Source organism: Sulfitobacter brevis (assembly GCF_900112755.1).
GTDB classification, from domain to species: Bacteria; Pseudomonadota; Alphaproteobacteria; order Rhodobacterales; family Rhodobacteraceae; genus Sulfitobacter; species Sulfitobacter brevis.
In genome coordinates this window covers 1-23,245 of record NZ_FOMW01000018.1, presented here as the reverse complement: position 1 = coordinate 23,245, position 23,245 = coordinate 1, and the positions used below count along the sequence as shown (strand labels likewise).

Annotated in this window: 23 protein-coding genes, 1 tRNA gene and 1 pseudogene; 11 read left to right on the top strand and 14 right to left on the bottom strand. The window is 57.7% G+C overall.

Going from position 1 to position 23,245, the window contains the following annotated elements; genetic code table 11:
- The first annotated feature begins 17 nt into the window (after nucleotides 1–17).
- From BM174_RS18050 to BM174_RS18035, 5 genes are all read left to right on the top strand, one after another.
- Nucleotides 18–800 (top strand): ABC transporter ATP-binding protein, encoded by a 783-nt coding sequence (locus tag BM174_RS18050; protein WP_093925276.1) that lies wholly within the window; start codon nucleotides 18–20, stop codon nucleotides 798–800.
- Complete coding sequence (locus BM174_RS21160) at nucleotides 800–964, top strand: hypothetical protein (RefSeq protein WP_177209521.1); 165 nt, start codon at nucleotides 800–802, stop codon at nucleotides 962–964. The genes BM174_RS18050 and BM174_RS21160 overlap by 1 nt, the downstream gene beginning before the upstream one ends.
- The gene (locus BM174_RS18045) at nucleotides 957–1,775 is read left to right on the top strand and encodes an ABC transporter ATP-binding protein (RefSeq protein WP_093925242.1); all 819 of its coding nucleotides are present in this window, start codon (nucleotides 957–959) and stop codon (nucleotides 1,773–1,775) included. The genes BM174_RS21160 and BM174_RS18045 overlap by 8 nt, the downstream gene beginning before the upstream one ends.
- A 106-nt stretch (nucleotides 1,776–1,881) precedes the next feature.
- The gene (locus BM174_RS18040; protein ID WP_093925241.1) at nucleotides 1,882–2,892 is read left to right on the top strand and encodes a branched-chain amino acid ABC transporter permease; all 1,011 of its coding nucleotides are present in this window, start codon (nucleotides 1,882–1,884) and stop codon (nucleotides 2,890–2,892) included.
- Entirely contained in the window at nucleotides 2,889–4,193 is a 1,305-nt protein-coding gene (locus tag BM174_RS18035) for a branched-chain amino acid ABC transporter permease (RefSeq protein WP_093925240.1), read from the top strand. Before BM174_RS18040 ends, BM174_RS18035 begins: the two co-directional genes overlap by 4 nt.
- 108 nt (nucleotides 4,194–4,301) lie before the next feature.
- On the opposite strand, the gene BM174_RS18030 is transcribed toward BM174_RS18035, so the two are convergent.
- Nucleotides 4,302–5,852 carry a helicase HerA-like domain-containing protein gene (locus BM174_RS18030; protein WP_093925239.1) on the bottom strand — a complete coding sequence of 517 codons (1,551 nt, stop codon included), beginning with the start codon at nucleotides 5,850–5,852 and terminating at the stop codon, nucleotides 4,302–4,304.
- A 462-nt stretch (nucleotides 5,853–6,314) separates the two neighbouring features.
- Between BM174_RS18030 and BM174_RS18025 the strand changes: the two genes are divergently transcribed.
- Nucleotides 6,315–6,983, top strand: coding sequence for an invasion associated locus B family protein (locus BM174_RS18025; RefSeq protein WP_093925238.1), 669 nt, complete (start codon nucleotides 6,315–6,317; stop codon nucleotides 6,981–6,983).
- A gap of 84 nt (nucleotides 6,984–7,067) precedes the next feature.
- Here BM174_RS18025 and BM174_RS18020 read toward each other — a convergent pair whose 3' ends face one another.
- From BM174_RS18020 to BM174_RS18005, 4 genes are read right to left on the bottom strand one after another with little or no spacing between them, the layout of a single operon-like run.
- Nucleotides 7,068–8,279 (bottom strand): beta-ketoacyl-[acyl-carrier-protein] synthase family protein, encoded by a 1,212-nt coding sequence (locus BM174_RS18020; protein ID WP_093925237.1) that lies wholly within the window; start codon nucleotides 8,277–8,279, stop codon nucleotides 7,068–7,070.
- 3 nt (nucleotides 8,280–8,282) lie between these two features.
- Complete coding sequence (locus BM174_RS18015; protein ID WP_093925236.1) at nucleotides 8,283–8,543, bottom strand: acyl carrier protein; 261 nt, start codon at nucleotides 8,541–8,543, stop codon at nucleotides 8,283–8,285.
- Between the two features lie 35 nt (nucleotides 8,544–8,578).
- Nucleotides 8,579–9,670: a UDP-3-O-(3-hydroxymyristoyl)glucosamine N-acyltransferase gene (gene lpxD, locus BM174_RS18010; protein WP_093925235.1), complete on the bottom strand. Its 1,092-nt coding sequence runs from the start codon at nucleotides 9,668–9,670 to the stop codon at nucleotides 8,579–8,581.
- A gap of 30 nt (nucleotides 9,671–9,700) precedes the next feature.
- Nucleotides 9,701–11,344: a L,D-transpeptidase family protein gene (locus tag BM174_RS18005; RefSeq protein WP_245766441.1), complete on the bottom strand. Its 1,644-nt coding sequence runs from the start codon at nucleotides 11,342–11,344 to the stop codon at nucleotides 9,701–9,703.
- Nucleotides 11,345–11,659: 315 nt separating this feature from the next.
- Here BM174_RS18005 and mepK point away from each other — a divergent pair, with 315 nt between their 5' ends.
- Complete coding sequence (mepK, locus tag BM174_RS18000) at nucleotides 11,660–12,229, top strand: peptidoglycan L,D-endopeptidase MepK (RefSeq protein ID WP_093925234.1); 570 nt, start codon at nucleotides 11,660–11,662, stop codon at nucleotides 12,227–12,229.
- Between the two features lie 79 nt (nucleotides 12,230–12,308).
- Here the strand turns inward: mepK and BM174_RS17995 are convergent, their stop codons facing one another.
- The 9 genes from BM174_RS17995 to BM174_RS17955 all read right to left on the bottom strand — a co-directional run bounded on the left by BM174_RS17995 (nucleotide 12,309) and on the right by BM174_RS17955 (nucleotide 20,934).
- Nucleotides 12,309–13,460: a L,D-transpeptidase family protein gene (locus tag BM174_RS17995; RefSeq protein ID WP_245766440.1), complete on the bottom strand. Its 1,152-nt coding sequence runs from the start codon at nucleotides 13,458–13,460 to the stop codon at nucleotides 12,309–12,311.
- Between the two features lie 279 nt (nucleotides 13,461–13,739).
- Nucleotides 13,740–14,093: a VOC family protein gene (locus tag BM174_RS17990; protein ID WP_093925233.1), complete on the bottom strand. Its 354-nt coding sequence runs from the start codon at nucleotides 14,091–14,093 to the stop codon at nucleotides 13,740–13,742.
- 95 nt (nucleotides 14,094–14,188) lie between these two features.
- Complete coding sequence (locus BM174_RS17985; protein WP_093925232.1) at nucleotides 14,189–14,659, bottom strand: SRPBCC family protein; 471 nt, start codon at nucleotides 14,657–14,659, stop codon at nucleotides 14,189–14,191.
- 5 nt (nucleotides 14,660–14,664) lie between these two features.
- Nucleotides 14,665–15,441 carry a VOC family protein gene (locus tag BM174_RS17980; protein WP_093925231.1) on the bottom strand — a complete coding sequence of 259 codons (777 nt, stop codon included), beginning with the start codon at nucleotides 15,439–15,441 and terminating at the stop codon, nucleotides 14,665–14,667.
- Between the two features lie 108 nt (nucleotides 15,442–15,549).
- Entirely contained in the window at nucleotides 15,550–16,167 is a 618-nt protein-coding gene (locus BM174_RS17975) for a TetR/AcrR family transcriptional regulator (RefSeq protein WP_093925230.1), read from the bottom strand.
- A gap of 164 nt (nucleotides 16,168–16,331) precedes the next feature.
- The gene (locus tag BM174_RS21265; protein WP_093925229.1) at nucleotides 16,332–17,981 is read right to left on the bottom strand and encodes a PAS domain S-box protein; all 1,650 of its coding nucleotides are present in this window, start codon (nucleotides 17,979–17,981) and stop codon (nucleotides 16,332–16,334) included.
- Nucleotides 17,878–18,885 (bottom strand): GAF domain-containing protein, encoded by a 1,008-nt coding sequence (locus BM174_RS21260; protein WP_093925228.1) that lies wholly within the window; start codon nucleotides 18,883–18,885, stop codon nucleotides 17,878–17,880. Before BM174_RS21260 ends, BM174_RS21265 begins: the two co-directional genes overlap by 104 nt.
- 166 nt (nucleotides 18,886–19,051) lie before the next feature.
- Complete coding sequence (locus BM174_RS17960) at nucleotides 19,052–19,501, bottom strand: DUF4442 domain-containing protein (RefSeq protein WP_093925227.1); 450 nt, start codon at nucleotides 19,499–19,501, stop codon at nucleotides 19,052–19,054.
- Between the two features lie 107 nt (nucleotides 19,502–19,608).
- Nucleotides 19,609–20,934, bottom strand: coding sequence for an ATP-binding protein (locus BM174_RS17955; RefSeq protein WP_093925226.1), 1,326 nt, complete (start codon nucleotides 20,932–20,934; stop codon nucleotides 19,609–19,611).
- Nucleotides 20,935–20,979: 45 nt separating this feature from the next.
- Here BM174_RS17955 and BM174_RS17950 point away from each other — a divergent pair, with 45 nt between their 5' ends.
- The 4 genes and pseudogenes from BM174_RS17950 to BM174_RS17935 all read left to right on the top strand — a co-directional run.
- Nucleotides 20,980–21,906, top strand: a complete 927-nt coding sequence (locus BM174_RS17950; protein WP_093925225.1) for an MBL fold metallo-hydrolase — start codon at nucleotides 20,980–20,982, stop codon at nucleotides 21,904–21,906.
- Nucleotides 21,907–21,960: 54 nt separating this feature from the next.
- Nucleotides 21,961–22,035: transfer RNA gene (locus tag BM174_RS17945), tRNA-Asn, on the top strand.
- Between the two features lie 323 nt (nucleotides 22,036–22,358).
- A complete protein-coding gene (locus BM174_RS17940) occupies nucleotides 22,359–22,904 on the top strand; it encodes a PP2C family protein-serine/threonine phosphatase (protein WP_093925224.1) in 546 nt (181 codons plus the stop codon).
- A 65-nt stretch (nucleotides 22,905–22,969) separates the two neighbouring features.
- Nucleotides 22,970–23,245, top strand: a pseudogene (locus tag BM174_RS17935) (IS110 family transposase); the annotation flags it as partial.

The following is a 23,245-nucleotide window of genomic DNA, read 5'->3' as shown; positions in this document are numbered from 1 at the left end:
GCCACAGTGACGAACACATGATCGTCGTTGAAGACCTGCATAAGCATTTTGGCGGATTCCACGCGGTGGACGGCGCAAGCCTGAACATCGACCGCGGATCAATCACCGGATTGATTGGCCCAAACGGCGCAGGAAAAACCACGCTTTTCAACGTCATCGCAGGTGTTCTTAAACCGACCACGGGTCGGGTTTTTATGGATGGCGAGGATATCACCGGTCTGCCGCCCCATACGCTTTTCCACAAGGGTCTGCTGCGCACCTTCCAGATCGCGCATGAATTCCACTCGATGACCTGCCGCGAGAACCTGATGATGGTGCCCGGCAACCAGTCGGGCGAAACCCTTTGGAACACTTGGTTCGGCACACGGCGCATCGCCGATGAAGAGCGCGCCTTGCGGGCCAAGGCCGACGAGGTTCTCGAATTCCTGACCATCTCCCATTTGGCGGATCAGAAAGCCGGACAAATTTCGGGCGGTCAAAAAAAGCTGTTGGAGCTTGGCCGCACCATGATGGTCGACGCCAAGATTGTGTTTCTGGATGAAGTCGGCGCGGGCGTGAACCGCACTCTGCTCAACACCATCGCGGACGCGATCCTGCGGCTCAACAAAGAGCGCGGCTATACCTTTGTGGTCATTGAACACGACATGGATTTTATCGGCAAGCTTTGCGATCCGGTGATCTGTATGGCCGAAGGCCACGTGCTGGCCGAAGGCACCTTGGCCGAGATCAAAGCCAACGAGCAGGTAATCGAAGCCTATCTCGGCACAGGTCTCAAACACAAAGACAAGGTCGGCGCGTGATGCGGCAGCACCCGCACGGGTTTGTCGAAATTCAGGATTTAGATGTGCAAAGCGTGACAGCGACAGGCGTGACCGGTTTTCGGGTCGGCGCTGCTGGCACCCTTCGCAAGACACAAGAAGACGGGCGCCATGTGACTGCGCCGGAAAGAGGCAGTTATGAGTGATGCATACGGTGATCGGGGCAACAAGGATGTCTCCATTGGGAATCCTAAAGGCATGGGATCGGTGATGCCGAAATCGACCGGCAAATCCTTTGACGCCCCCGGCGGCCCGTTCCTGATAGGCGACAGCATGACCGCAGGTTACGGCAATGGCCCCGATATCCTGCACGATTGCACGATTTCTGTTGAAAAGGGCGAGATCGCCGTCATTGTCGGCCCCAACGGGGCGGGCAAGTCAACCGGGATGAAGGCGGTTTTTGGCATGCTCGACATGCGCAAAGGCCATGTGCGGCTCGATGGCGAGGACATCACCAATCTCAGCCCGCAGGACCGTGTGGCCAAGGGCATGGGCTTTGTGCCGCAAACCTCGAATATCTTCACGTCGATGACGGTGGAGGAAAACCTTGAAATGGGGGCCTTTATCCGCCGCGATGATTTCAGGGATACACTGGCGCAGGTTTACGATCTGTTTCCGATCCTTAAGGACAAACGCTTTCAGGCCGCCGGCGAGCTTTCAGGCGGACAGCGTCAGCAGGTGGCCGTGGGCCGCGCGCTGATGACCCAACCCAAGGTCTTGATGCTTGACGAGCCGACGGCCGGTGTCAGCCCGATTGTGATGGACGAGCTGTTCGACCGGATTATCGAAGTGGCGCGTACCGGCATTCCGATCCTGATGGTCGAACAGAACGCCCGTCAGGCGTTGGAGATCGCAGATAAGGGGTTTGTGCTGGTGCAAGGCGCCAATGCCTTTACCGGCACCGGCAAGGAACTGCTGGCCGATCCGGAAGTCCGCAAAAGCTTCTTGGGAGGATGAGGATGATGACCCTGCCCACCCTGCCCCAGCCTGTCCGGTCCGACCGGACGCTATGTCCATTCGCCACGCGGCCCGCCGCATCCGGCGCATGCGAGGAATTTTACTGATGGATCTTCTCAACGCAATCGTCGCGCTTGCCAACTATGTCCTGATCCCGGGCATTGCCTATGGCTCACAGCTTGCCCTCGGGGCACTGGGGGTGACTTTGGTTTATGGCATCCTGCGGTTTTCGAACTTTGCCCACGGCGACACAATGGCGCTGGGGGCGATGGCCACGTTGCTGGTCACCTGGCTGTTCCAGTCTTGGGGGCTGAGCCTCGGGGTTCTGCCCACGGCCTTGCTGGCCCTGCCCTTTGGCATCGTCTTTACAATCTTGCTGTTGCTGGGGACCGACCGTGTTGTCTATCGGTTTTACCGCGAAAAGAAGGCCAAACCGGTCATTCTGGTGATCGTGTCGCTGGGTGTGACCTTTATCTACAACGGCATTACCCGCTTTATCATCGGCGCTGACGATAAGAACTTTCTCGACGGAGAACGTTTCATAATCTCGGCACGCGATTTCAAAGCGATGACCGGCCTTGAGGAAGGGTTGTCGTTCAAAACAACCCAAGCAATCACCATCGTTACGGCAATCATCGTGGTGGCTTTGCTGTTCTGGTTCCTCAACAAAACCCGCTCGGGCAAGTCAATGCGGGCTTATTCCGACAATGAAGACCTGGCGTTGCTTTCGGGGATCAACCCGGAACGGGTGGTGATGATCACATGGATCATCGTGGCCTGCCTCGCCACCACGGCGGGTGTGCTCTACGGGCTGGATAAATCCTTCAAACCGTTCACCTACTTCCAGCTTTTGCTGCCGATCTTTGCCAGCGCGATTGTAGGCGGTCTAGGCAATCCGCTGGGCGCGATTGCGGGCGGTTTTATTATCGCCTTCAGCGAGGTCACCGTGACCTACGCATGGAAGAAGGTGATTGGCTATGTGATGCCAAATGGCATGGAGCCGGACGGTTTGGTGCAGTTGATGTCCACCGACTATAAATTCGCGGTCAGCTTTGTGATCCTGCTGATCGTTTTGCTGATCAAACCTACGGGCCTGTTCAAGGGGCAATCGACATGAGCCAGACACTCAAGAACACCGTACTCTTTGCCGTGGTGGCGGCGCTTATCGTCTATGTTGGCATATTTAACAGCTGGAACTCGGCGCTGCTGATTATCGCGATGGGGCTGATTTCATCGATTATGGCCTTGGGTGTGAACCTGCAGTGGGGGTTTGCGGGGCTGTTTAACGTTGGCATCATGGGCTTTGTCGCTTTGGGTGGCTTGGCCGCTGTGCTGGTCGGCATGCCGCGCACCGAAGGCGCATGGACGACGGGTGGTTTCGCTGTTGTCGGGGCCCTGCTGATGGGCGCGGGCACGATTATCATCGCCGTGGTGATGATGAAGCGGATGCAGGCCGGATGGCTGCGCAATCTGGCGGTGCTAGCAGTGCTGGTCGTCGGGTTCTTTGTGTTCCGCGCCTTGCTAGATCCGGCGGTGGAGCGGGTTGAAGCCATTAACCCTGCGAATACCGGTTATCTTGGTGGGCTGGGCCTGCCGGTTTTGCTGGCTTGGCCTGTGGGCGGGTTGTTTGCCGGCGCGGCGGCTTGGTTGATTGGCAAGGCGGCACTGGGGTTGCGGTCGGACTATCTGGCGATTGCGACGCTGGGCATTGCCGAAATCATCATCGCCGTGCTTAAAAACGAAGATTGGCTGACGCGCGGCGTTAAAAACGTGATCGGCGTGCCGCGTCCGGTGCCTTACGAGATTGATCTGCAAAACAGCCCCGAATTTGTCGCACGGGCGGCGAGCCTTGGGTTTGATCCGGTTGAAGGGTCAACACTCTGGGTGAAGTTTCTGTATATCCTTTTGTTTGCGGCGGTCTTGCTGACCCTATTGTGGCTAAGCCAACGGGCGCTCCATTCGCCTTGGGGCCGTATGTTGCGCGCAATCCGCGATAACGAAGTCGCAGCGGAAGCGATGGGCAAAGACGTCACTGCGCGGCATTTGCAGGTGTTTATCCTCGGGTCCGCGATCTGCGGCATTGCAGGTGCGATGATGACCACCATGGATGGCCAGTTGACGCCGGGCACCTATCAGCCGTTGCGCTTTACCTTTTTGATCTGGGTGATGGTGATTGTCGGTGGATCGGGCAACAACTTTGGCGCGGTGCTCGGCGGGTTTTTGATCTGGTTCTTGTGGGTTCAGGTTGAGCCGATGGGCCTGTGGCTGATGAATGTAATCACCTACGGCATGGCGGACGGCTCGGCGCTGAAAGACCACCTGATCGAGAGTGCAGCGCATATGCGGTTGATGACGATGGGGTTGGTGCTGCTTTTGGTGCTGCGGTTCAGCCCGCGCGGGTTGATACCCGAGAAATAGTCCCTCGGGCGCTGTGTTTTAACGCAGGGTCGCACAGCGGTATTTAAGGTCAAAAAGAGAGAACAGGGCGCGGGGCTGAGGCCGACCGCGCCCTTTTTACGTCTGGTATTAGCGGCCCTTGAAGAGCCCGCCGAGGATGCCGCGCACGATGCGGCGGCCTGTGGTGCCTTTAAGTTCCTTGATCACAACGCTGGCGATGGCGCCGCCGAAGCCCTCGCTGGATTTGCGAGTGCTGCGGCGCGATGTGGTGCTGCCGCCGCCATAGCGTCGGGCGCTGTTGAATTCGCGGGCTTTTTCAGCCTCGGCGGCTTCGGCTTTCTCTTCGGCCAGTTCGGCTTGCTCGGCTTCTTTCGCAGCCTGTGCGGTGCGGGCTTGCAGGATTTCAAAAGCGGAGTCGCGATCCAGCACAGTGCCGTATTTTTGCGCCATCTCAGAAGCGGCGATAAGCACCGCACGCTCGGCATCGTCCAGCGGTCCGAGGTGCGAGGATGGCGGGCGGATCAGGGTCCGCTCGACCACGCCGGGAATGCCCTTTTTCTGCAAGAACGAGGTCACCGCCTCGCCGACGCCAACTTCGCGGATCGCCTCTTCGGTGTCAAAGCGCGGGTTCTCGCGGTAGGTTTGCGCGGCCAGTCGCAACTCTTTGCGGTCTTTGGCCGTGAAGGCGCGCAGCGCGTGTTGGACGCGGTTGCCAAGCTGGCCCAGAATGTCGTCGGGCACATCGGCGGGGTTTTGGGTGATGAAGTAAACCCCCACCCCCTTGGACCGGATCAACCGCGCGACCTGTTCGACCTTGTTGACCAGTGCTTTGGGAGCATCGTCAAAGAGCAGGTGCGCCTCGTCAAAGAAAAATACCAGTTTTGGTTTGTCCGGGTCGCCAACCTCGGGCAGTTCTTCGAAAAGCTCGGACAGCAGCCACAGCAGGAAGGTGGCATAGAGCTTTGGCGCGCCCATCAGCTGGTCAGCGGCGAGAATGTTGATCATGCCGCGGCCCTGCGCATCGGTGCGCATCAGATCGTCGAGCGCGAGCGCCGGTTCACCGAAAAGCTGGGCGGCACCTTGATTTTCAAGCACCAGCAAGCGGCGCTGGATCGTGCCCACCGACGCGGCCGAGACATTGCCGTAGCGCAGGGCAAGTTCGCTAGCGTTTTCGCCGACCCAGACCAGCAAGGCTTGCAGGTCTTTGAGGTCCAGCAACGGCAGGCCGTCTTGATCGGCGACACGGAAGGCGATGTTGAGAATGCCCTCCTGCGCTTCGCTCAGCTGCAAAAGCTGGGCCAAAAGCAGCGGCCCCATCTCGGAGACTGTGGCCCGTACCGGATGGCCCTGTTTGCCGAAGATGTCCCAAAAAGTGACCGGAAAGGCAGCGTAATCGAAATCATCAAAGCCGATCTTCGCGGCGCGCTCGGTGAAGGGCACATGCAGCTTGGCCTGCGGGCTGCCAGCCTTGGCCAGACCCGAGAGATCGCCTTTAACATCCGAGAGAAATACCGGCACGCCAGCGGCAGAAAAGCCTTCAGCGAGGATCTGCAACGTCACTGTTTTACCGGTGCCGGTGGCCCCCGCGATCAGCCCGTGGCGGTTAGCATAGCCGAGGCTGAGAAACTGTTTGGTCGCGTAATCCGTGCCGCCGCCGCCGATAAATATTCCGTCCGTCACATGCAGGTCCTTTGTCGCGTGGGGTTTTGCGTTCCTAAAGAGCATACAAACTTAACTTTTCGGCGCCATAGTGTAATTGTCTCAGGTCATCATGTCCTTTTTGGCTTGGGGCACTTCCTCCCTGTTAGACTGGCCGCGCCTTCGGGTGCGGCCCTTTTTTATGGTAAATGTACCGTAAATTATTGGATCGCATAGGGATTAAGTCGCCGCGAGGAAGTGCAAATTTCCTGTTGACCTGCGGCAAGCCCTTTCGTAACGTCTCAGCGATAAGTCGGCCCAGTCCGACGGGGAGAAAGAAATACGGGAGAGAGGGCACCGGTTGGTTGCCCTCTTTTTCGTTTGGCGAAATTATTTTTTGATCAGCGAGATTTTGCTGCGGCGTGGGTGCGGACGTACTATCCGGCGCTGACAAGCGGCACGCGCCATGTTAAGGGGCGGTAACGTAACAAGCCTGGATTTCATATGAACAAGTTTCTTTCCGCCCTGCCCGTCTGTGTTGCTTTGGCGCACTTCGGTGCGGTTGGCGCATTTGCACAAACCACGACACCAGAAACACCCGCGACCGAAGAGACAGCGCCGGCCACATCAACCGAGCCTGCAGCCCCCGCCGAACAGGCGCCAGCCGGTACGCTCGCCAACGAATTGCCGATGGGTGAGGATGCCGACAAGGACCCGGATTTGGGCCAGCCCTATACCGCCGAGACCATTGGTGCGTGGGATATGCGCTGCATCAAAACGGAAGAGGAAAAAGACCCCTGCCAGATGTACCAGTTGCTGGATGATGGCGAAGGCAATCCTGTTGCCGAAGTCTCCCTGTTCCGCCTGCCAAATGGCGGCAAGGCCGAAGCGGGTGCGACCATTGTTGTACCCCTTGAAACCGCTTTGCCACAGCAGTTGAACATCGCCGTGGATGGTGGCAAGGCGCGCCGGTATCCTTACGCGTTTTGTAACCCTGTCGGCTGCTATGCCCGTCTGGGTTTGACGGCGGCGGATGTGGCGGCGTTCAAGCGCGGCAAGCAGGCTGTAGTGACGATCGTTCCAGCGCTCGCGCCTGATCAGACCGTTGAGCTGACCCTTTCGCTCGAAGGCTTCACGGCCAGCTATGACAAAGCTTCAGTCATCGAGCAGTAAGCCGACGGTCTGACCTCGCTATTAAACCAAAAAGGGCTGCCCGTCGGGTGGCCCTTTTTTATAACGCAGCGTGTCCTTTAACTTCTATTGCAGGCGACGCAGAGCCACGACAGCATTCATCCCGCCAAAAGCGAAGGCGTTTGAAAGTACCACATTCACCTTGGCGTCGCGCGCCTCGTTGGGCACTACATCCAGCGCACATTCAGGATCGGGCTCTTCATAGCCTATGGTGGGTGCGATCACCCCGTCGCGCAGGGCCATGATACAGGCCAGCAGTTCGACCGCCCCGGTGCCACCAATTAAATGGCCGTGCATTGATTTGGTCGAGGAGATCATCAGCCGGTCGGCATGCGGGCCGAAAACATCTGCGACGGCGGCGCATTCGGTTTTGTCGTTCGCCGCGGTGCCAGTGCCATGCGCGTTGATATAGCCTACCTCATCGGGGTTGATGCCTGCATCCTGTAACGCACCCGCCATTGCCCGCGCGGCGCCTGCTTTGGAGGGCATGACAATGTCGCTGGCGTCCGAGGTCATGGCAAAACCTGCGACCTCACATAATATATCCGCCCCGCGCTTTCGGGCGTGCTCGTATTCTTCAAAGACGAAAACGCCCGCGCCTTCGCCCTGCACCATGCCGTTGCGATTGGCCGAGAACGGACGGCAGGCATCGCGGCTCATCACGCGCAAGCCTTCCCACGCTTTGACGCCACCAAAACACAGCATGGATTCCGATCCGCCGGTGACCATGGCAGGCGCCATGCCGGAGCGCACAAGGGCAAAGGCTTGCGCCATTGCGTGGTTGGAGGACGCGCAGGCGGTCGACACGGTGAAGGACGGGCCTTTGAGGTTATATTCCATGCTGACATGGCTGGCGGCGGCGTTGTTCATTAATTTGGGCACCACGAATGGATGCACGCGGTTTTTGCCCTCTTCATAAACGGCGCGGTAGTTGTCGTCCCATGTCGAAACGCCCCCCCCCGCTGTGCCTAGCACCACGCCCGAGCGCGCCGAAAGCTCACCGTGAAAGCTCAGGCCGGATTGCTCGATCGCCTCCTTTGCGGCGGCCAGTGTGAATTGGGTGAACCGGTCATAGAGCGAGATTTGCTGGCGGTTATAACGGCCTGCTGTCTCAAACCCGCGCACCTGCCCGCCAATCTGGATAGACAGACGCGCGACATCGCGAAAATCAAGCGCGCCGATGCCGCAGACGCCTTCGCGCATCGCGGCCATCGTGCTGGCCACCGAATGCCCCAGCGCGTTGATCGTGCCTGCCCCGGTGATCACCACGCGCTTCATCGCCTAGCCCTGCTGTTCGGCTTGCAGGCGTTTAATGCTGGCGACAATGCTGGCGACGCTGGAGATATCGAACTCAGAGTCCGCAGGGTTGTTGGCATTGAAGGGCACCGAGATGTTGAACGCCTCCTCGATGGCGAAAATACTCTCGACCACGCCCATGCTGTCGATGCCGAGGCTTTCGAGGGTGCTGTCCAGCGTTACGTCTTGCGGTTCCAGCACAGCCTGTTCGGCGATGATCGCGATGACCTGATTTTCAACGCTCATCTCTACACTCTCCTTTGAGTTTCCGTGTGGCTGGTCTAGTCAGCCTTGCCCGATTTGAAAACGGCATTCTTCAGCGCCTCGACATCGCGCAGCAAGCGTGGCAAGCGGCGCATGGCCTTATAGCTCTCGACCTGCTTGTCCATTTGCGTTCCGGGGTAGCCCAACATCGAACGCCCCGCTGGCACGTTGGTCATTAATTTGGTGCCGCCACCGGCAATCACGCCGGCCCCGATGAATATATTGTCACTGACACCGACTTGCCCGCCCAGCACCACATGATCGCCAATAGTGACCGATCCTGCCACACCGACCTGACCACAGAGCAGACAGTGTTTCCCGACGACAACATTATGGCCAAGGTGCACTTGATTATCCAACTTGCTGCCATCCCCGATCACCGTATTGCGGATCGTGCCACAGTCGATGGTCGCGCCCATACCGATTTCCACATCATCACCGATGGTCACGGCGCCGAGGCTGTGAATACGCGCCCAAGGTTGCAGTTTTGCGTCACCCTGATCACCGAGGCTATGGCGCGCCGCCTCGACGGTGCTGGGTTCGGCGGTGACGAAGGAAAAACCGTCGCCGCCGATCCGCGCCCCCGGTTGGGCAATGAAGCGTGCGCCGATCTGCACCCGCGCGCCGATGCTGACCTGCTCGCGCAGATAGGCGTCCGCGCCCAGCGTGACATCCTGGCCGACAAAACAGTGCGGGCCGATCACGCTACGGGCACCGATTTTGGCCCCTGCGGAGATAATGGCGAGCGGGCCGACCGATACGCCCTCGCCAAGCTCGGCGGAAGGGTCGATCACGGCCGAGGGGTGGATACCATTGGCAAAACCCTGCCCCGCATCCAGCATCCGCGTCAGCCCCGCCATTGCAAAACGCGGGCGGTCCGGCAAGATTGCCGCTTCCAAACCAAAAGACTGCCAATCGGCATCAGGCCACAGCAGCGCCACCTTGGCGGCACTGGCGGCAAGTCCTTCGGCATATTTGGGATTCATCGCAAGCGCCAGATCCGCAGGTCCTGCGGTGGCAGGTTCGGCGGCACGGGCGATCTTGCGTGTCGTATCACCGACAGCAACAGCCCCGAGGGCTGCCGCGATTTCTTTGACACTATAATCCATGCTCTATCCCCGGTTTCATGGGGTCATGGATTACCCCTGAACGCCGTTCAAGACCACCCCTGCCTTTGCCAGCGCGTCCCAGATCCGCGCATCGCGGCCATAAACGTCGGCACGATATTCTGTGTGCCCGCGCGCATTGGTCACTGCAGTGCGGTAAATCAGGTGAACCGGCACTGGATCAACCAGATTGATCCGCGATTCCTGCCCGCTATTCAGGGCGCGTTTGAAAGTGCCCTCCGGGTCGTCGGTCTGTTTGGCCAACAACACATAGGCAAAATCAAACGGATCCGCGAGCCGCACACAACCATGGCTGAACGCGCGCACATCCTTGGCAAACAGGCTTTTGGAAGGGGTATCGTGCAGGTAGATATTGTACTTGTTCGGGAACATGAACTTCACCAGCCCTAGCGCATTGGTATTGCTGGGCGGCTGGCGCATCGAAAACGGGAAGGTCCGCGCGCTATAACTATTAAAGTTCACCGCACCACGATTGACGGTGCGACCATTCCGGTCCGTGACGAGGATATGGCTGACGGCATTCCGGTTACGCTGCAATGCGGGCAGATATTCTTTAGTGACGATGGAGCGCGGGACATACCAGCTCGGGTTAACCACCATAAATTCCATCACATCCGAGAATTCCGGCGTCGGACGGTCGTCGCTGGCAGCGCCCACGACTGAACGGGTCTGGAAGGTGATCTTGCCATCGTCAATCACCTTAGCGGTGAAATCGGGGATGTTTACAAGGATGTGCCGTTTGCCACGGTCGGTGTTGAACCACCGCTCCCGCTCCAGTGCTACCATCACCGACTGCAAGCGCTTTTCAACGCTGATGTTAATCTGGTCCAATGTGGCCGCACCCACGACCCCGTCAGGGTTCAGGCCATGTGCCTCCTGGAAGGTACGGACCGCTTCAGTAATTTCGGCGTCATAGGTAACGGTGCTGGACCGCTCCATATACTCCATCGCGATCAACCGGTTGCGCAGCAAAATCACCGCGTTGCCCTGATTGCCCGGTTCCAGCTTGCCCGATGGCACAACCGGACCCCAACCGCCGCGTTGCAGAAGCGCCTCCATGAGCATCTTCTCTTTTAGCAGCGCGTTATATTCCAAGCTGCGCGGTGGCAACGAGCGGAAGTATTTTGCGGGCTTTTCGCCAGATAGCCCGGTCAGATAGCTGCTGCGATCGCGATAATCGACATCGCGCACGATCAAACGGTCGATGCGGCTGGGCACCAGCACGCCGGTCTGGATATCACGGGCATAGTTCAGGAAGACACGGGTCATTTCGACCTCGGCCAAGCCCCGGTCACGCGGGGTGCGGGCGGCGGCAAGCATGGCGAGCAAGCCGTCCGCATCATATTGCGCAGCTGGCAAGCCATGTGCACCCGCCCCTTCGATGGCGCGGAGCAATTCGCCACGACGGGCGCGGTCTTCGTCCGAAGCACCGGTCCAGATTGGCGTGTAGCCGTTGGACTGGTAAAAGCTCGCGATATCCTTGTCATCAGACGCCGCTTCGGCAACGGCCTGTTTAAAAGCGGTGACCTGAGCGAAAACAGGCGTGGCAAGGAATAATGCGGGAGTGGCCAATAGCACGGGCGTTGCTAAGGTAGTATAGCCCAGAACAGCGGCGCATACCGCCATGAACCCGCGTCGATTTTGATGTGCCCGCATGTTTTACCCCACGTGAAACTCTTAGCTTTGCCTGTATATACGCTTTGCAATAAAGCAGTTACCTAAGTCCATTCACGTTTTGCGCAAAACAAAAGAAACCTGTGCGTGGTGCGGCAAAACACCTATTTTTATAGGAATTTGCGTGGGATTGGCCTCAAATGCGCAAAAAATCGCCTAAAATTGTCGTCATTTGGAACCTTTCTGATTCAGGACTTGGTTCACTTTTGGGCCTATGCAATAACGATGTTGCATCTGGGGATGAGATGAAGTGCCCGTGTAACATCACGGACACATAGGCAGAAACGGGACGGTTACATGACAGGCATCAGCTCTTCGGGTATGACCCGGCGCGCCCTATTGGGTGCATTCGCGGCAACAACGGTCGCAGCAACTCCCACCCTTTCCAATGCAGCAGGTTTTCTGCGAGGTGCCGGCGATATCCGCCGCGTTCGCATGTACTCTGGTCGCACTGGTGAGCGGATCGATATGATCTACTGGATCGAAGGTCAGTATATCAAAGACGCGGTGAAAGAGATTAATTACTTCATGCGCGACTGGCGGACTGATGATGTGAAAAACATCGATCTGCGCACTATCGATATCATGGCAGCCTCGCATAACCTTCTGGACGTCAACGAACCCTATATGTTGCTTTCCGGGTATCGCAGCCCGAAAACCAACGCAATGTTGCGCTCCCGTTCCGGCGGTGTGGCAAAGAATTCCCTACACCTGAACGGTCAGGCTGCTGATCTACGGCTCGCCTCACGGTCGGTTAACCAGATGGCCAAAGCAGCGATCGCCTGTAGTGGTGGCGGCGTAGGCCGGTATTCAGGTTCAAACTTCGTCCATATGGATTGCGGCGCAGTGCGCAGCTGGGGCGGCTAAGTACAGACGACCAGATCTGGAAAAACAAGCGCCCCACTGGGGCGCTTTTTTCGTACACGGTACGCGCTAAATTATTCGCCTACTCGGAGAACACTACCTCGATCTCGGCATTGTCCTCGCTCATACGGGCGCTGACCATGGCGGCAAGATCGGCCGCGTCCCAATTGGTAAGACGGACGCACCCGTGACTTTGATTAGTAAACAGCTTGTCCGGATGGGGCGTGCCGTGCAGCCCATATGTCGGTTTGTCGAGGTCGATCCATACCGAACCCACGGGCCCATTTGGCCCCGGCGGCAAGGTCAGCGGTTCAGTGTTGTCACCCTGCTGAAAGTTGAGATCGGGATTGTAGCTGTAAGTCGGGTTCATCGCAATGGCGCGTACCTTGTGCGTGCCGGTGGGCGACGGGGTCCCGTCTGAACCTACTGTCACCGGATAATCTGCCAGCACGACGCCATCGTTATCCAGCGCCACCAACCTGCTGCGGACTTTATCAACGATGATCCGCGATATCGCAAAGGACGCCGAAGCCCCCGGAACGGCGGGGTCCACCACTGTGATTGTTTCGTCGGTCGTCCAGCTTGCATTGGGGTTCAAGCTGCGCAGAAAGTCTTCGTCCATGTGGTAGGTTTCAGCGATCATCTCCGCCGGAGTGGTGTAGCCTAGGTGAGCAAGTTCGGCGAGTTCGGCGTAGTCACTGGGCAATGGATCTTGCGACAGCGATGCAATGTCGTCGGACGAAATGACATGCACTGTGGTCAGGGCCCGCGCTTCGCTCCCGCCAAGCGCGTTCCATACGTCTTGATCCATGACGCCATCAACAGAAAGTCCGGCCCGTCCTTCGAAGGCCATGATTGCTGTGCGCGACATGTCACCCGAATACCCGTCAATCACGCCGGGGGAGATGCCTGCGCGGTCGAGCAAGATTTGGACTTTGGCCGTCAACGCGGTCCTGCCTTCGGCCAGGGGTGCGCCATCATAGGTCGCGGCTTCAATCTCTTCCGCTGTGACAACAGCATTTTTGGGTGATGACGCCGCCGTAGCTTGCATATCATCAGACCGCGCAGATGTGCCGTTTTCCACGTTCTGCACAGCAGTCTCGGGCGTTTTTGCGAGCAGCTCTTCAAGCTCGGTTTCGCTCAACACTTCGGCGGTGGCACTCAGCCCCTGCAATCCGACGAGGCTCAGCCCCAATAGCGACACTTTTACAAAGCGTGTGGAAGTCATGGTCATGAATACTGTCCTGCGTTTTTGTTTGCTCTTGTTACAAACGAAACGCCGGAAGCCCTTGGGAAGTTCCGCTTGTAAAAGCCCTGCCAGTGCGCGGCACTTGGATGTACGACCGCAGCTTGCGAAATCTAGAAGCACCCGTTGGCGTGGCTCCAGCTGCCGATGACCTGGTGAGCATCCTCGCGACCGAAGAGTCGTTCACAGACGGGCCGATGGTCCCGCGGCTTCTGCGCGTCAATTCTCATCTGGCGGCTTTTCCCGCAGAGTCACGCATTTCACAAATTACGATGTGTGCGACAACACGTTAACGCATTTTCCCGATGGGTCCTTGACATAAAATCGCCGCACGCCCCAAGGCTCATCAGTCAATGGATAGGTGATTTGATAGCCGAGCGACTGCGCGCTTTTGTGAACTTCATCAAGGTTATCTACCTCAATCGAGATGTCCGGCACTTCGGTGCCCGATCCGCCTTCTGAAGCTACGCTGATCTGGGTCGGTGCAGTCTCGCCCGACGCGAGAGTTACGATCCAGCCGAGGTCCATCACCACCTCCAACCCGAAAAGATCCGCGTAAAAAGTCCGCACTTCGGCGACCGAACCAGTGGCAATATTCGCTACAATCTTTTTTACCGCCATCACCACACCTTCATTGTGCCAATATCATATCAGGGTGCGCGAGACCTACGTCAGCCCCGCGCGATGACCTGTTTTACCGATTTTGCCCAGCTCCGCTAAAGCGTTCTGGCCAGCGCCTCGAGTTGACGGGCAGCTTGCGTCCACCCCTCACGGAAGCCCATCTTTTCATGGCTTTCGCGGTCTTCGGCGCTCCAGTGACGGGCTGTGGCGGTATATTGCGTCTTGCCTCGCTCGGCATCCCGCAACGCGATTTCGGCTGTCATGAAGGGTTTTGCCGAAGGAATCCAAGCTTCGGTATAGGCATCGGTGAATACCAACCGCTCGTTCGGAACAACCTCAAGATATACACCCGGATTGCGGTATTCCTCTCCATTCGGGCCGCGCAGGATAAATACGTTGGCCCCACCGACCCGCAGGTCGAGACGCTCCACCTCGGTGGTGAAGGGCTTGGGCGCGAACCATTCCGGCAGTAGCGCGGCCTCGGTCCAGCAGCGCCACACCTTGTCGCGTGGCGCATCAAGCGTGAGCTCAAGCACCAGGGCATGTATATTTTTGCTCTCGGCCATGACGGTCAGCCCTTTCTTTTGCCAACAAACATTATTTTTGCACCCTGCGGATCATCTGTCTGGATAAGCCAGCCGCTGTTATCGGGCAGTTCCATCGGCCCTGCCCGCACCGTCCCGCCCGCCTTTTCGACCGCAGTCTTGGCCTTGTCGATATCGGGAACCTGAAGGGCGAAATTCCAGTACGGCGCGGTATTTGGCTCCGGCGCGTCCATCATACCGCCAATCATTTCGCCGTTAAGGTTGATGAAGGTATAATCCCCTGCCGGTCCCATCGGCATCGCGCCGCCATGCTCCCAGCCCAGCAGATTACCATAGAAATCCAGTGCAGCGGCTTGATCGGTGGTCACCAACTCGTTCCAGCAGGCATGACCTGACTTATTCGGGGCAAAGGCTTTGCTTGGCTCGGGGCTATTGCCGCGCATCACGTAAAAATGGGCGCCTTGCGGATCGGTGCAAAACGCAAAACGTCCGACATCAGGAATATCAGTGGGCGCCACATCGACACGCCCGCCAAGCGCGATGACCTGGCGTGCCGAGGCATCCACGTCATCGACACCGATGTAGAAGAACCATCTATCCCCCATAGCTTGCGCGTGATCCGGCGCGCGCATCACGCCAGCGACAGCGTTCTTTCGGGCCAAGGCGACACGGTAATCAACGCCCGTATCATTAGGCATCTCCTCGAATTTCCATCCCATGACGCGTTTGTAGAACTTCTGCGCGGCGTCAGGGTTTTGCGTCATCAACTCATACCAGACCGGACTTCCTTCACGTGTAGACATGGCTTTTCTCCTTTGGTTTGCTGAAAGTTTCCGAAGAATATATGGGCGAAAATTGAATAATTTAGTATTTTACATCAGATATTTATGGATGCTACCTCATGCGTAAGGTTAGGCCAAAAGAAGCTGGATATAACGTTTGAGATGATCAACGCTCTCGCGGGCGACCGCGGGATCGTTCGTCGCTTTTGCAAGGATAAACGCACCTTGCAGAACGGCTTGAGTATGGCGCGCGAGGCTTTGCGCAGTCCAGTCCGAGGCTGTGGTGCCATGCAATTTCATCGCAGCCGCAATGTCAGGTTCCAGCGTGGCGGCATGGTCGAGGATACTGGTGGCGCAGGCGTCGCGGATGGCGGGAAAAGATTGAAAGGTCTCTTGCGTCATTGTGCCAACAAGGCAGGTAAACTCGGCCGGGTCCCCTTCGATAATCGCTTTGCGAAAATCGATATAGGCAAGCACACGGTCCAAAGGGTCTTCGGGCTTGTGATAGGGTGCTTGGGCAAACAGCGCCGAGGTGGTGTCGGCCCAGAATTCCGCCGCAGCGACGCCCAAGGCCTCTTTGCTGCTGAAGTGGTGGAAATAGGCGCCTTTTGTTACTCCGGCGGCTTTGCACAGGTCATCGACAGTCGTGCCTGAAAACCCCTTCTGGCGGATGATATCCCGCGCTGCCTCTAACAGGCGGGTGCGGGCGCCGCCCCTCTCGGGTTCTATTTTGGTTGCTCTCGGCATAATGCGTACATACCATACGGTTGGTATGTACGTCAATTGAGTAAAAACCGCGTGCCGCTAGAGCGGAATTGATGGAAAAGTTTAACGGATCAAACCGCGCGTAATGTGGCAGCAACCCCAAGCGCCCACATCAATTAGGTCTGTTTCTTCGGCTAAACGCCCGTTCAGCGACCAACCCGGTCTGCCGCGACTGTCAGCAAAATCTCAACGCCTGCGGGCTCCCAAATATACTCGATCGCACCGCCCAACTGGCCTTTCGCACTCAATCTCGCCAACTGGCTGCCAAAGCCCTCACGGTCGGGTGCCCCGGCAACTTTCGGCCCGCCCGCTTCTTTCCAGCTCAAAGTCAGCGCTTCGTCCGACATTTCCCACATTACCGAAACAGACCCGTTGGGGTCCGAAAGCGCGCCGTATTTGGCGGCATTCGTAGCAAGCTCGTGTAAGATCAGCGCCAAGCTGGTCATTGCTGAAGGGCCGATGCTTACCTCAGGCCCTGACATTTTCAGCGCCGCGGACCGCGACCCCACATGTGGCTCCATCACCGTCTCGACCAGCGTGCGCAACCGGCTTGGCCCTGCTGTGCTGGATTTCGTAGTTATAGACGTCGCAATCAGGTCATGCGCCCGTGCCAGTGACATCAACCGCCCGCTCAACGCGTTGGCCATCTGCTTCACATCGGTGCTGTTGCGCGCCGTCATCTGGATCATGCCATTGGTGATCGAGAACAGGTTTTTAATGCGGTGGTTGAGCTCTTGAAGCAAAAGTTGACGGGCATTTTCCGCGCGTTTGCGTTCGCTGATGTCGACAATGTTGCACACTGCGCCCTGCAACTCCCCTTCCCAAATAACCGGACGGACCCAATATTCGACGTGGAATGACGTGCCATCGGTGCGAAAGAATACTTCGTCATCCACATGCGCCAGATCGCCGCTTTGGGCAACGCGGTAGATCGGGCATTGCTCAGGTGGGTAATGTGATCCGTCAACATGCGAGTGATGGATAATGTCGTGCAGCTCTTTGCCGACGACATCAGCCTCGGATGTGAACCCCAGCATACGCAGGAAAGTCGCGTTGCACCGGGTGGTTTTTCCTTCAGTATCGACCGCATAAAAGCCGTCAGCTGTCGCGTCCAACAGGAGCGCCAGATCTGCCTCGCGCCGTTTCAGGTTAATCTCGACTTGCTTGCGTTGTTCGATGTCAATCAACACGCCCGGGAAACGCAAGGGCTGACCCTCGGCGTCAAGCTGGCAACGGCCATTTGCCTCAACCCAGCGATAATTTCCATCGGCGTGCCGCACGCGGTATTCTTCGCTGTAGCGCCCGCCCCGCATCAGCGACGTGTTGATCGCGGCTTCAACCCGCGCCACATCGTCGACGTGTATCGACAAGGTCGCGTCTTTTAGCGGCAGCCCGTCGTGGCAGCGCGCCGGGTCCAACCCGAAAGCCCGCGCGAAGCGCTCATCTGCGGTGATAATATCTTCGGGCACATACCAGATCCATGTGCCGATGATCGCACCGGCCTCCAGCGCCAGCTTGATCCGTTCCTGCGCCGCTTCAAGGTCGTTCTGGGTCTTTAGCAACTCACGCTCGGTGTTGCGCCGGACCTCGATTTCGCGTTGGGCGGTCTGGTACAGGCGCGCGTTGTCGATGGCTGTCGCCGCTTGATTTGCAATGCCATCCATCAAAAATTCGTGGTGTTCGGTGAACCGTTCAGTTTCTGGATGGCCAAAAAACAGCCCCCCGACCACCTCGCCTGACCGCGAGACCACCGGCACCGACAAATAGCTGCGTACTGGCAAATGCCCTTTGGGCATGCCCTTGTTGGGCCCATTTTGCCATAGCGCGGATCCAGCGTGATATCGTCGGACCGCACGATGCCCTTGCATCAAATGTGGGGGCAAAGATTGCGGTATTTCGCGGCATCGGAAAATCTGCAAAGGCTGCACGCTCCACGCCCGACAGCGAGTAAAGCATATAGCTTTCATCGCTTTCGTTTAGGACATTATAGAAAAAGGCCCCAAAATGCGCACCGGTCAGCTCGACCCCTGCGTCAGTGACCATCTGCACCAGAGTATCGAGATCAAGCTCGGCGGCGACGCCCGCACCGATCCGGTCGAGCGTCTCCAGCAAGCGTTTTTGCTCGCTTAGTGTGGTCTGTGCGGCGTAGCGCTCTAGGATGAGCGCCGTGGTGCGCGACACGAGCTCAAGAAAATTCATCAGTTTTGGATCTGGCAGGCCAACCTTGGGACTATAGATCGCAAAGGACCCCAGAACCGCGCCCTCTGCCCCGATGATCGGGTTCGACCAACAGGCCTTCATGCCCTCTGGCAAGATCAAATGCCGGAAATCTACCCAAAGCGGATCATTGGCAATATCTGCGACCAAGACCGCTTCTTTGCGGAATGCCGCGGTGCCGCAGGAACCTGCCACGGGGCCAACCTCGATCCCGTCCACTGCCTGTGTGTAAGCCTCAGAAAGCCCTACTGCTGCCCCGTGAAAAAGACGGGCCTGCTGATCGTCTGCGATGAGGATCGAACAGGCCAGATCAGCCCCGATAAACGCATGAAGCGCCTCCACAAGTTCGGTGAGAACGTTATCCAACGGCGCTTGCTGTAGGGTTAATTCCAGCAGCCTGTGATGTAGCGAATGGATACCGTTCTGCTCGGAAAGCAAGTCCGTTACTGCCCGTTCACCAAGGCTTTTATCATTCGATTCCATTTCGGGTCCTTGACCGTCGGCCACTGGCAAAAAATTCTCATGCCAGCTTTATTTCCTGCTGTCCACAATAGCGCCGTGAACTATCAATTAGTACAGATGTATCGGCGGAAACATGTTCAAAAAAGCAGATATCTGTCTAAATAACAGGACATACCCTTGATCTGGTCTACCGCGCCGCGCTGACGTACCAGTTCACCACCATTTCAACCACCTTATCACCCGCTGCATCACGGATATCGACGGCGACGTCAAAGGCGACCTTGCCGTCGCGGCGTATTGCCTCCATCAGCGCGGCGCCCGATTGGCTGGTTTTGGCATGGGCGGTCAACGTGCCAATCGCCACCTTCTTAAAATCGATGCGTCCGGTCGAGGCCACCGGTCGCATCTGCAAAATCACTGGTGCCAAGGCTCCCGCCATTGCCGCTCCCGACGCAGCTTCGCCCAAGGTAAACATCGCGCCTGCGTGCATTGACTGAATATGGTTGGAAACCTCGTTGCGCTGCTCTAACTCGGCGCTGGCGCTGCCATCCGATATCTCGATCAGCCGAACGCCTACATAGCGGGCAAATGGCACGGCGCTGTCGAGATGGTTCTTGATCATGTCATAAGGGGTCATAGTGCGGCTCCGGCTTGGGTTTTTCTTTAGCCTGACAAATTGCCACGTCCCTCGCAATCATGCCGTTGGGTCGTCTCGTACCAAATGCGGCTCGCGTTCGATCCCGCCTAGCGGGCCATTACAATATCGGCCTGAAGACCACCAAGCTGGGGGGACGATCCCAAACGCAGCACCCCGCCGTGCGCCCGTGCGATGTCGTTTGCTATCGCCAGCCCGAGACCAACACCGCCGCCTTTGTTTTGATTGCGCGCGGGATCGAGCCGCGAAAATGGCCGCATCGCCTCGGTGCGTTGATCCTCCGGAATACCCGGGCCATCGTCCTCGACCCGTATCCGCAAGGATTTCTCGCTCAGCATCACCGACACTTCGGCGCGCGTGCCGTAACGCACTGCGTTGGAGATCAGGTTGTCCACCGCCCGCCGGATCGCCACCACCCGCAGCTTAACCTTGCCGGTGCCCTCCCCCTCAAACGGCAACAGTGTGACATCGCGCCCTGCCCGCCGCGCTTCTTCGACGACCTGCGCGATCAATGCCCGCGGATCAACCGGCTCAGGTTCGCCCTCGGCTGCACCTTTGGCAAAGTTGAGAAACTCGTCCAGCATACCTTGCATGTCATCGACGTCGCGCAGCAAGGGGCCGGTCTCTGCCTCATCCATCATCGATAGCTCAAGTCGCATCCGCGTCAAAGGTGTGCGCAGATCATGGCTCACGCCTGATAGCATCATGGTACGCTGCTCAATCTGGCGCTCGATGCGGGCACGCATGTCAATAAACGCGTTTCCGGCGGCCCGCACCTCGGTCGCGCCGGCAGGCGTATAAGGATCATGCCGCCCGCGCCCGAAAGCTTCGGCTGCACGCGCCAAGCGACGGATCGGACGCAGCTGGTTGCGCAGGTAGATCGAGGCGATCACCGTCATCACCACCCCGAAAAACAAGGTATATACAAAGAGCTGGTGCGGATTGGAGGCAGAGATCCTGCGCCGGTCAAACTTGATTTCAAGCGGCCCTTTATCAGTGTCAAAAGTCAGCACGACCGAGCTGCTGTCCCGCAGATCGACAGCCCGCAGCCTCTCGAGCTCTTCCGCGAGCCGTTTGGCCAAGACGCGGCCGGAGTAATCGTACCATACCATGCGGTTGCCCGATGGAATTGAAGTGCGCGCCACCGGCGTCACAGTAATATCAAGCGGCCCCGCCTCTGCCCTGACCCGCGCCACAATCGCAGCACGGGTTGGTGCCCGATCGACCGCGCGCATGACCACCGCCAGTTCGCGCAGTACCGTGTTGGTCATCTGGATCGTCACGCCTTCAAAATGGCGTTGCGCGAAAATCACGACGACAACCAGTTGCAGAAACACGACCGGAAGCATCAGAATCAGCGCCGCACGGCCATAAATTCCGCGCGGCAGATAGCGTTTGAGCCAAGTGAACAACATAGGCTAGACCTTAGCCACGCCACCGAGGCTAGGAAAGGTCAAACCATGCTGCCACCAGACGACTTTAACCCCCCTGTCGGTATCGCCGAAACTCTGGAGGCCGGGCTGCGCCGGATCGTGGCCCCAAACCCGTCGCCAATGACTTATCGCGGCACCAATACCTATCTACTCGGCAAGACTGATCTGGCCGTGATCGACCCAGGGCCAGAAGATCAGACCCATTTGGCGGCGATTCTCGCTGCTGTACAACCCGGTCAACGGATCAGCCATATCATAGTCACTCACGCCCATCTTGATCATTCGCCGCTTGCCCGTCCGCTGGCACTGGCCAGTGGCGCGCCGGTTCTGGCCTTCGGCACTGCGACGGCTGGGCGGTCGGAGGTGATGGCCGCGCTGGCGGCGGGCGGCTTGATTGGCGGCGGCGAAGGGATAGATGCGGCGTTTGCCCCCGACTTTACGCTGGCGCACGGCGATCTGATCGAAGGCGACGGGTGGACGTTGGAGGCGCTACATACGCCTGGCCATATCGGCAACCACCTCTGTCTCGCATGGGAGGATGCCTGTTTTACAGCCGATCACGTGATGGATTGGGCATCCTCGCTGGTGTCCCCGCCCGATGGCGACCTGACCGATTTCATGGCCTCCTGCGCGTTGCTGCAATCGCGCCAATGGCGGATTTTCCACCCTGGCCATGGGGCACCTGTTGACGCGCCCAACGCCCGCCTCGACTGGCTTGTCGCTCACCGTCGAACGCGTGAGGCTGCGATCCTTGAGCGGTTGTTGGAACAGCCCGCCACCGCTGCGAGCCTCGCCGCACATATCTACGCCGACACCCCCGCCTCCCTGCTTGGCGCCGCCACCCGCAACGTATTGGCGCATTTGGTAGATTTAACCGGTAAAGGCGTTATTGCCCCGTTAGGGAGTTTGCATGCGACAGCGGATTTCGAGCTCGTACAAAAAAATTCCGGTTAAGGTCCAAATCGCACTGGACGCCCCAAAATACCGCTGCTATATCGCCCAGACCGTTCCGGCGTAGCTCAGCGGTAGAGCAGTTGACTGTTAATCAATTGGTCGTAGGTTCGATCCCTACCGCCGGAGCCAATAAATTCAAAGGCTTAGCAAGCGATTGCTAAGCCTTTGCTTTTTATAGGACGCACTTAGGGCACATTTCGACTGGTATCTTCTGGTACTCTGTCGCGTTGCCGCTGGATGCAATCTCAGTTTAAAGATGCCTTGATAGCCAAGCACGCTTTAATCTCGCCGGATTGCCATCGTTCCGACCTATGCATCAGCGAAATCGAAAGAATGGTTGTAAGTATCGGCAGCCTCAACATATTGTGGGATTGATCCCAGAACTACCTGCCGAATGACCTTCTTTTTGTTGCCCCGCAACTCAGATGAGAACACTATCTACAAGGAAAAAAATGCACGGAACATTCGTCGAAAATGCGCTATCACAATGGCTTCTGAGGCAGACATCAGATCATGGTCTCAGACGAGTTGCGCTATTTGGTGGTGCGCTTGCCAGCGAGATTGGGAACGTAAGGCAAGATAACCAGGACAAAGCGGTATGGGTGCGTGCTAGCGATAGCAATGGCAGGCAATTTACTGCGGTAGTCGTCGCTGACGGTATGGGTGGAATGCGAGAAGGAGAGAAGTGTGCGTCCACAGCAATTGGAGCATTCGTTTCATCACTAATCTCTACCGCTGACAGATTTTCTAATACGATAAACTGGGTCACTTCGGCGTTAAACAATGCGAACGACGCGGTGTTCGAAGGCTATCAAGGTAAGGGTGGAACAACAGTTGTTGCTCTCGTAGTAAGAGAACAATCAAGACCAGTGTGGGCCAGCGCTGGAGATAGTCGTGTCTACAGCTTTACATCGCAAAAACTTAGACAACTTTCTATCGATGATACGATTGCCGGACAATTGGGCAAAGTAGGTCGTGTTCCGGCTTTGATGATGTAACCGCCCTCCGGCGGCATCGATGTGCCAAGGTGGGTCTGCAATGATCCACAAAAAGGAGAGCGGTCATGTCGGATATTATCACGGTCGGACTCGATTTGGCGAAGAATGTATTCCAAGTGCATGGAGCTGACGGCGCAGGCCACGCGGTTTTGCGCAAGAAGTTACGGCGGACGCAGGTTCTGGCGTTTTTCAGCCAACTTCCGCGATGCTTGGTTGCTATGGAAGCGTGCGGCGGCGCGCATTTCTGGGGCCGTGAGATTGGCAAGTTGGGCCACGAAGTGCGTCTGATCCCGCCAGCTTACGTCAAACCCTTCGTCAAGCGTCAGAAGAACGATGCAGCG

Excerpts from the sequence above, each read along its gene's own strand:
- BM174_RS18050 (WP_093925276.1), top strand. The coding sequence starts at position 18 with ATGATCGTCGTTGAAGACCTGCATAAGCATTTTGGCGGATTCCACGCG.
- BM174_RS21160 (WP_177209521.1), top strand. The coding sequence starts at position 800 with ATGCGGCAGCACCCGCACGGGTTTGTCGAAATTCAGGATTTAGATGTG.
- BM174_RS18045 (WP_093925242.1), top strand. The coding sequence starts at position 957 with ATGAGTGATGCATACGGTGATCGGGGCAACAAGGATGTCTCCATTGGG.
- BM174_RS18040 (WP_093925241.1), top strand. The coding sequence starts at position 1,882 with ATGGATCTTCTCAACGCAATCGTCGCGCTTGCCAACTATGTCCTGATC.
- BM174_RS18035 (WP_093925240.1), top strand. The coding sequence starts at position 2,889 with ATGAGCCAGACACTCAAGAACACCGTACTCTTTGCCGTGGTGGCGGCG.
- BM174_RS18025 (WP_093925238.1), top strand. The coding sequence starts at position 6,315 with ATGAACAAGTTTCTTTCCGCCCTGCCCGTCTGTGTTGCTTTGGCGCAC.
- BM174_RS18020 (WP_093925237.1), bottom strand. The coding sequence starts at position 8,279 with ATGAAGCGCGTGGTGATCACCGGGGCAGGCACGATCAACGCGCTGGGG.
- BM174_RS18015 (WP_093925236.1), bottom strand. The coding sequence starts at position 8,543 with ATGAGCGTTGAAAATCAGGTCATCGCGATCATCGCCGAACAGGCTGTG.
- lpxD (WP_093925235.1), bottom strand. The coding sequence starts at position 9,670 with ATGGATTATAGTGTCAAAGAAATCGCGGCAGCCCTCGGGGCTGTTGCT.
- BM174_RS18005 (WP_245766441.1), bottom strand. The coding sequence starts at position 11,344 with ATGCGGGCACATCAAAATCGACGCGGGTTCATGGCGGTATGCGCCGCT.
- mepK (WP_093925234.1), top strand. The coding sequence starts at position 11,660 with ATGACAGGCATCAGCTCTTCGGGTATGACCCGGCGCGCCCTATTGGGT.
- BM174_RS17995 (WP_245766440.1), bottom strand. The coding sequence starts at position 13,460 with ATGACCATGACTTCCACACGCTTTGTAAAAGTGTCGCTATTGGGGCTG.
- BM174_RS17990 (WP_093925233.1), bottom strand. The coding sequence starts at position 14,093 with ATGGCGGTAAAAAAGATTGTAGCGAATATTGCCACTGGTTCGGTCGCC.
- BM174_RS17985 (WP_093925232.1), bottom strand. The coding sequence starts at position 14,659 with ATGGCCGAGAGCAAAAATATACATGCCCTGGTGCTTGAGCTCACGCTT.
- BM174_RS17980 (WP_093925231.1), bottom strand. The coding sequence starts at position 15,441 with ATGTCTACACGTGAAGGAAGTCCGGTCTGGTATGAGTTGATGACGCAA.
- BM174_RS17975 (WP_093925230.1), bottom strand. The coding sequence starts at position 16,167 with ATGCCGAGAGCAACCAAAATAGAACCCGAGAGGGGCGGCGCCCGCACC.
- BM174_RS21265 (WP_093925229.1), bottom strand. The coding sequence starts at position 17,981 with ATGCCCAAAGGGCATTTGCCAGTACGCAGCTATTTGTCGGTGCCGGTG.
- BM174_RS21260 (WP_093925228.1), bottom strand. The coding sequence starts at position 18,885 with ATGGAATCGAATGATAAAAGCCTTGGTGAACGGGCAGTAACGGACTTG.
- BM174_RS17960 (WP_093925227.1), bottom strand. The coding sequence starts at position 19,501 with ATGACCCCTTATGACATGATCAAGAACCATCTCGACAGCGCCGTGCCA.
- BM174_RS17955 (WP_093925226.1), bottom strand. The coding sequence starts at position 20,934 with ATGTTGTTCACTTGGCTCAAACGCTATCTGCCGCGCGGAATTTATGGC.
- BM174_RS17950 (WP_093925225.1), top strand. The coding sequence starts at position 20,980 with ATGCTGCCACCAGACGACTTTAACCCCCCTGTCGGTATCGCCGAAACT.
- BM174_RS17940 (WP_093925224.1), top strand. The coding sequence starts at position 22,359 with ATGCACGGAACATTCGTCGAAAATGCGCTATCACAATGGCTTCTGAGG.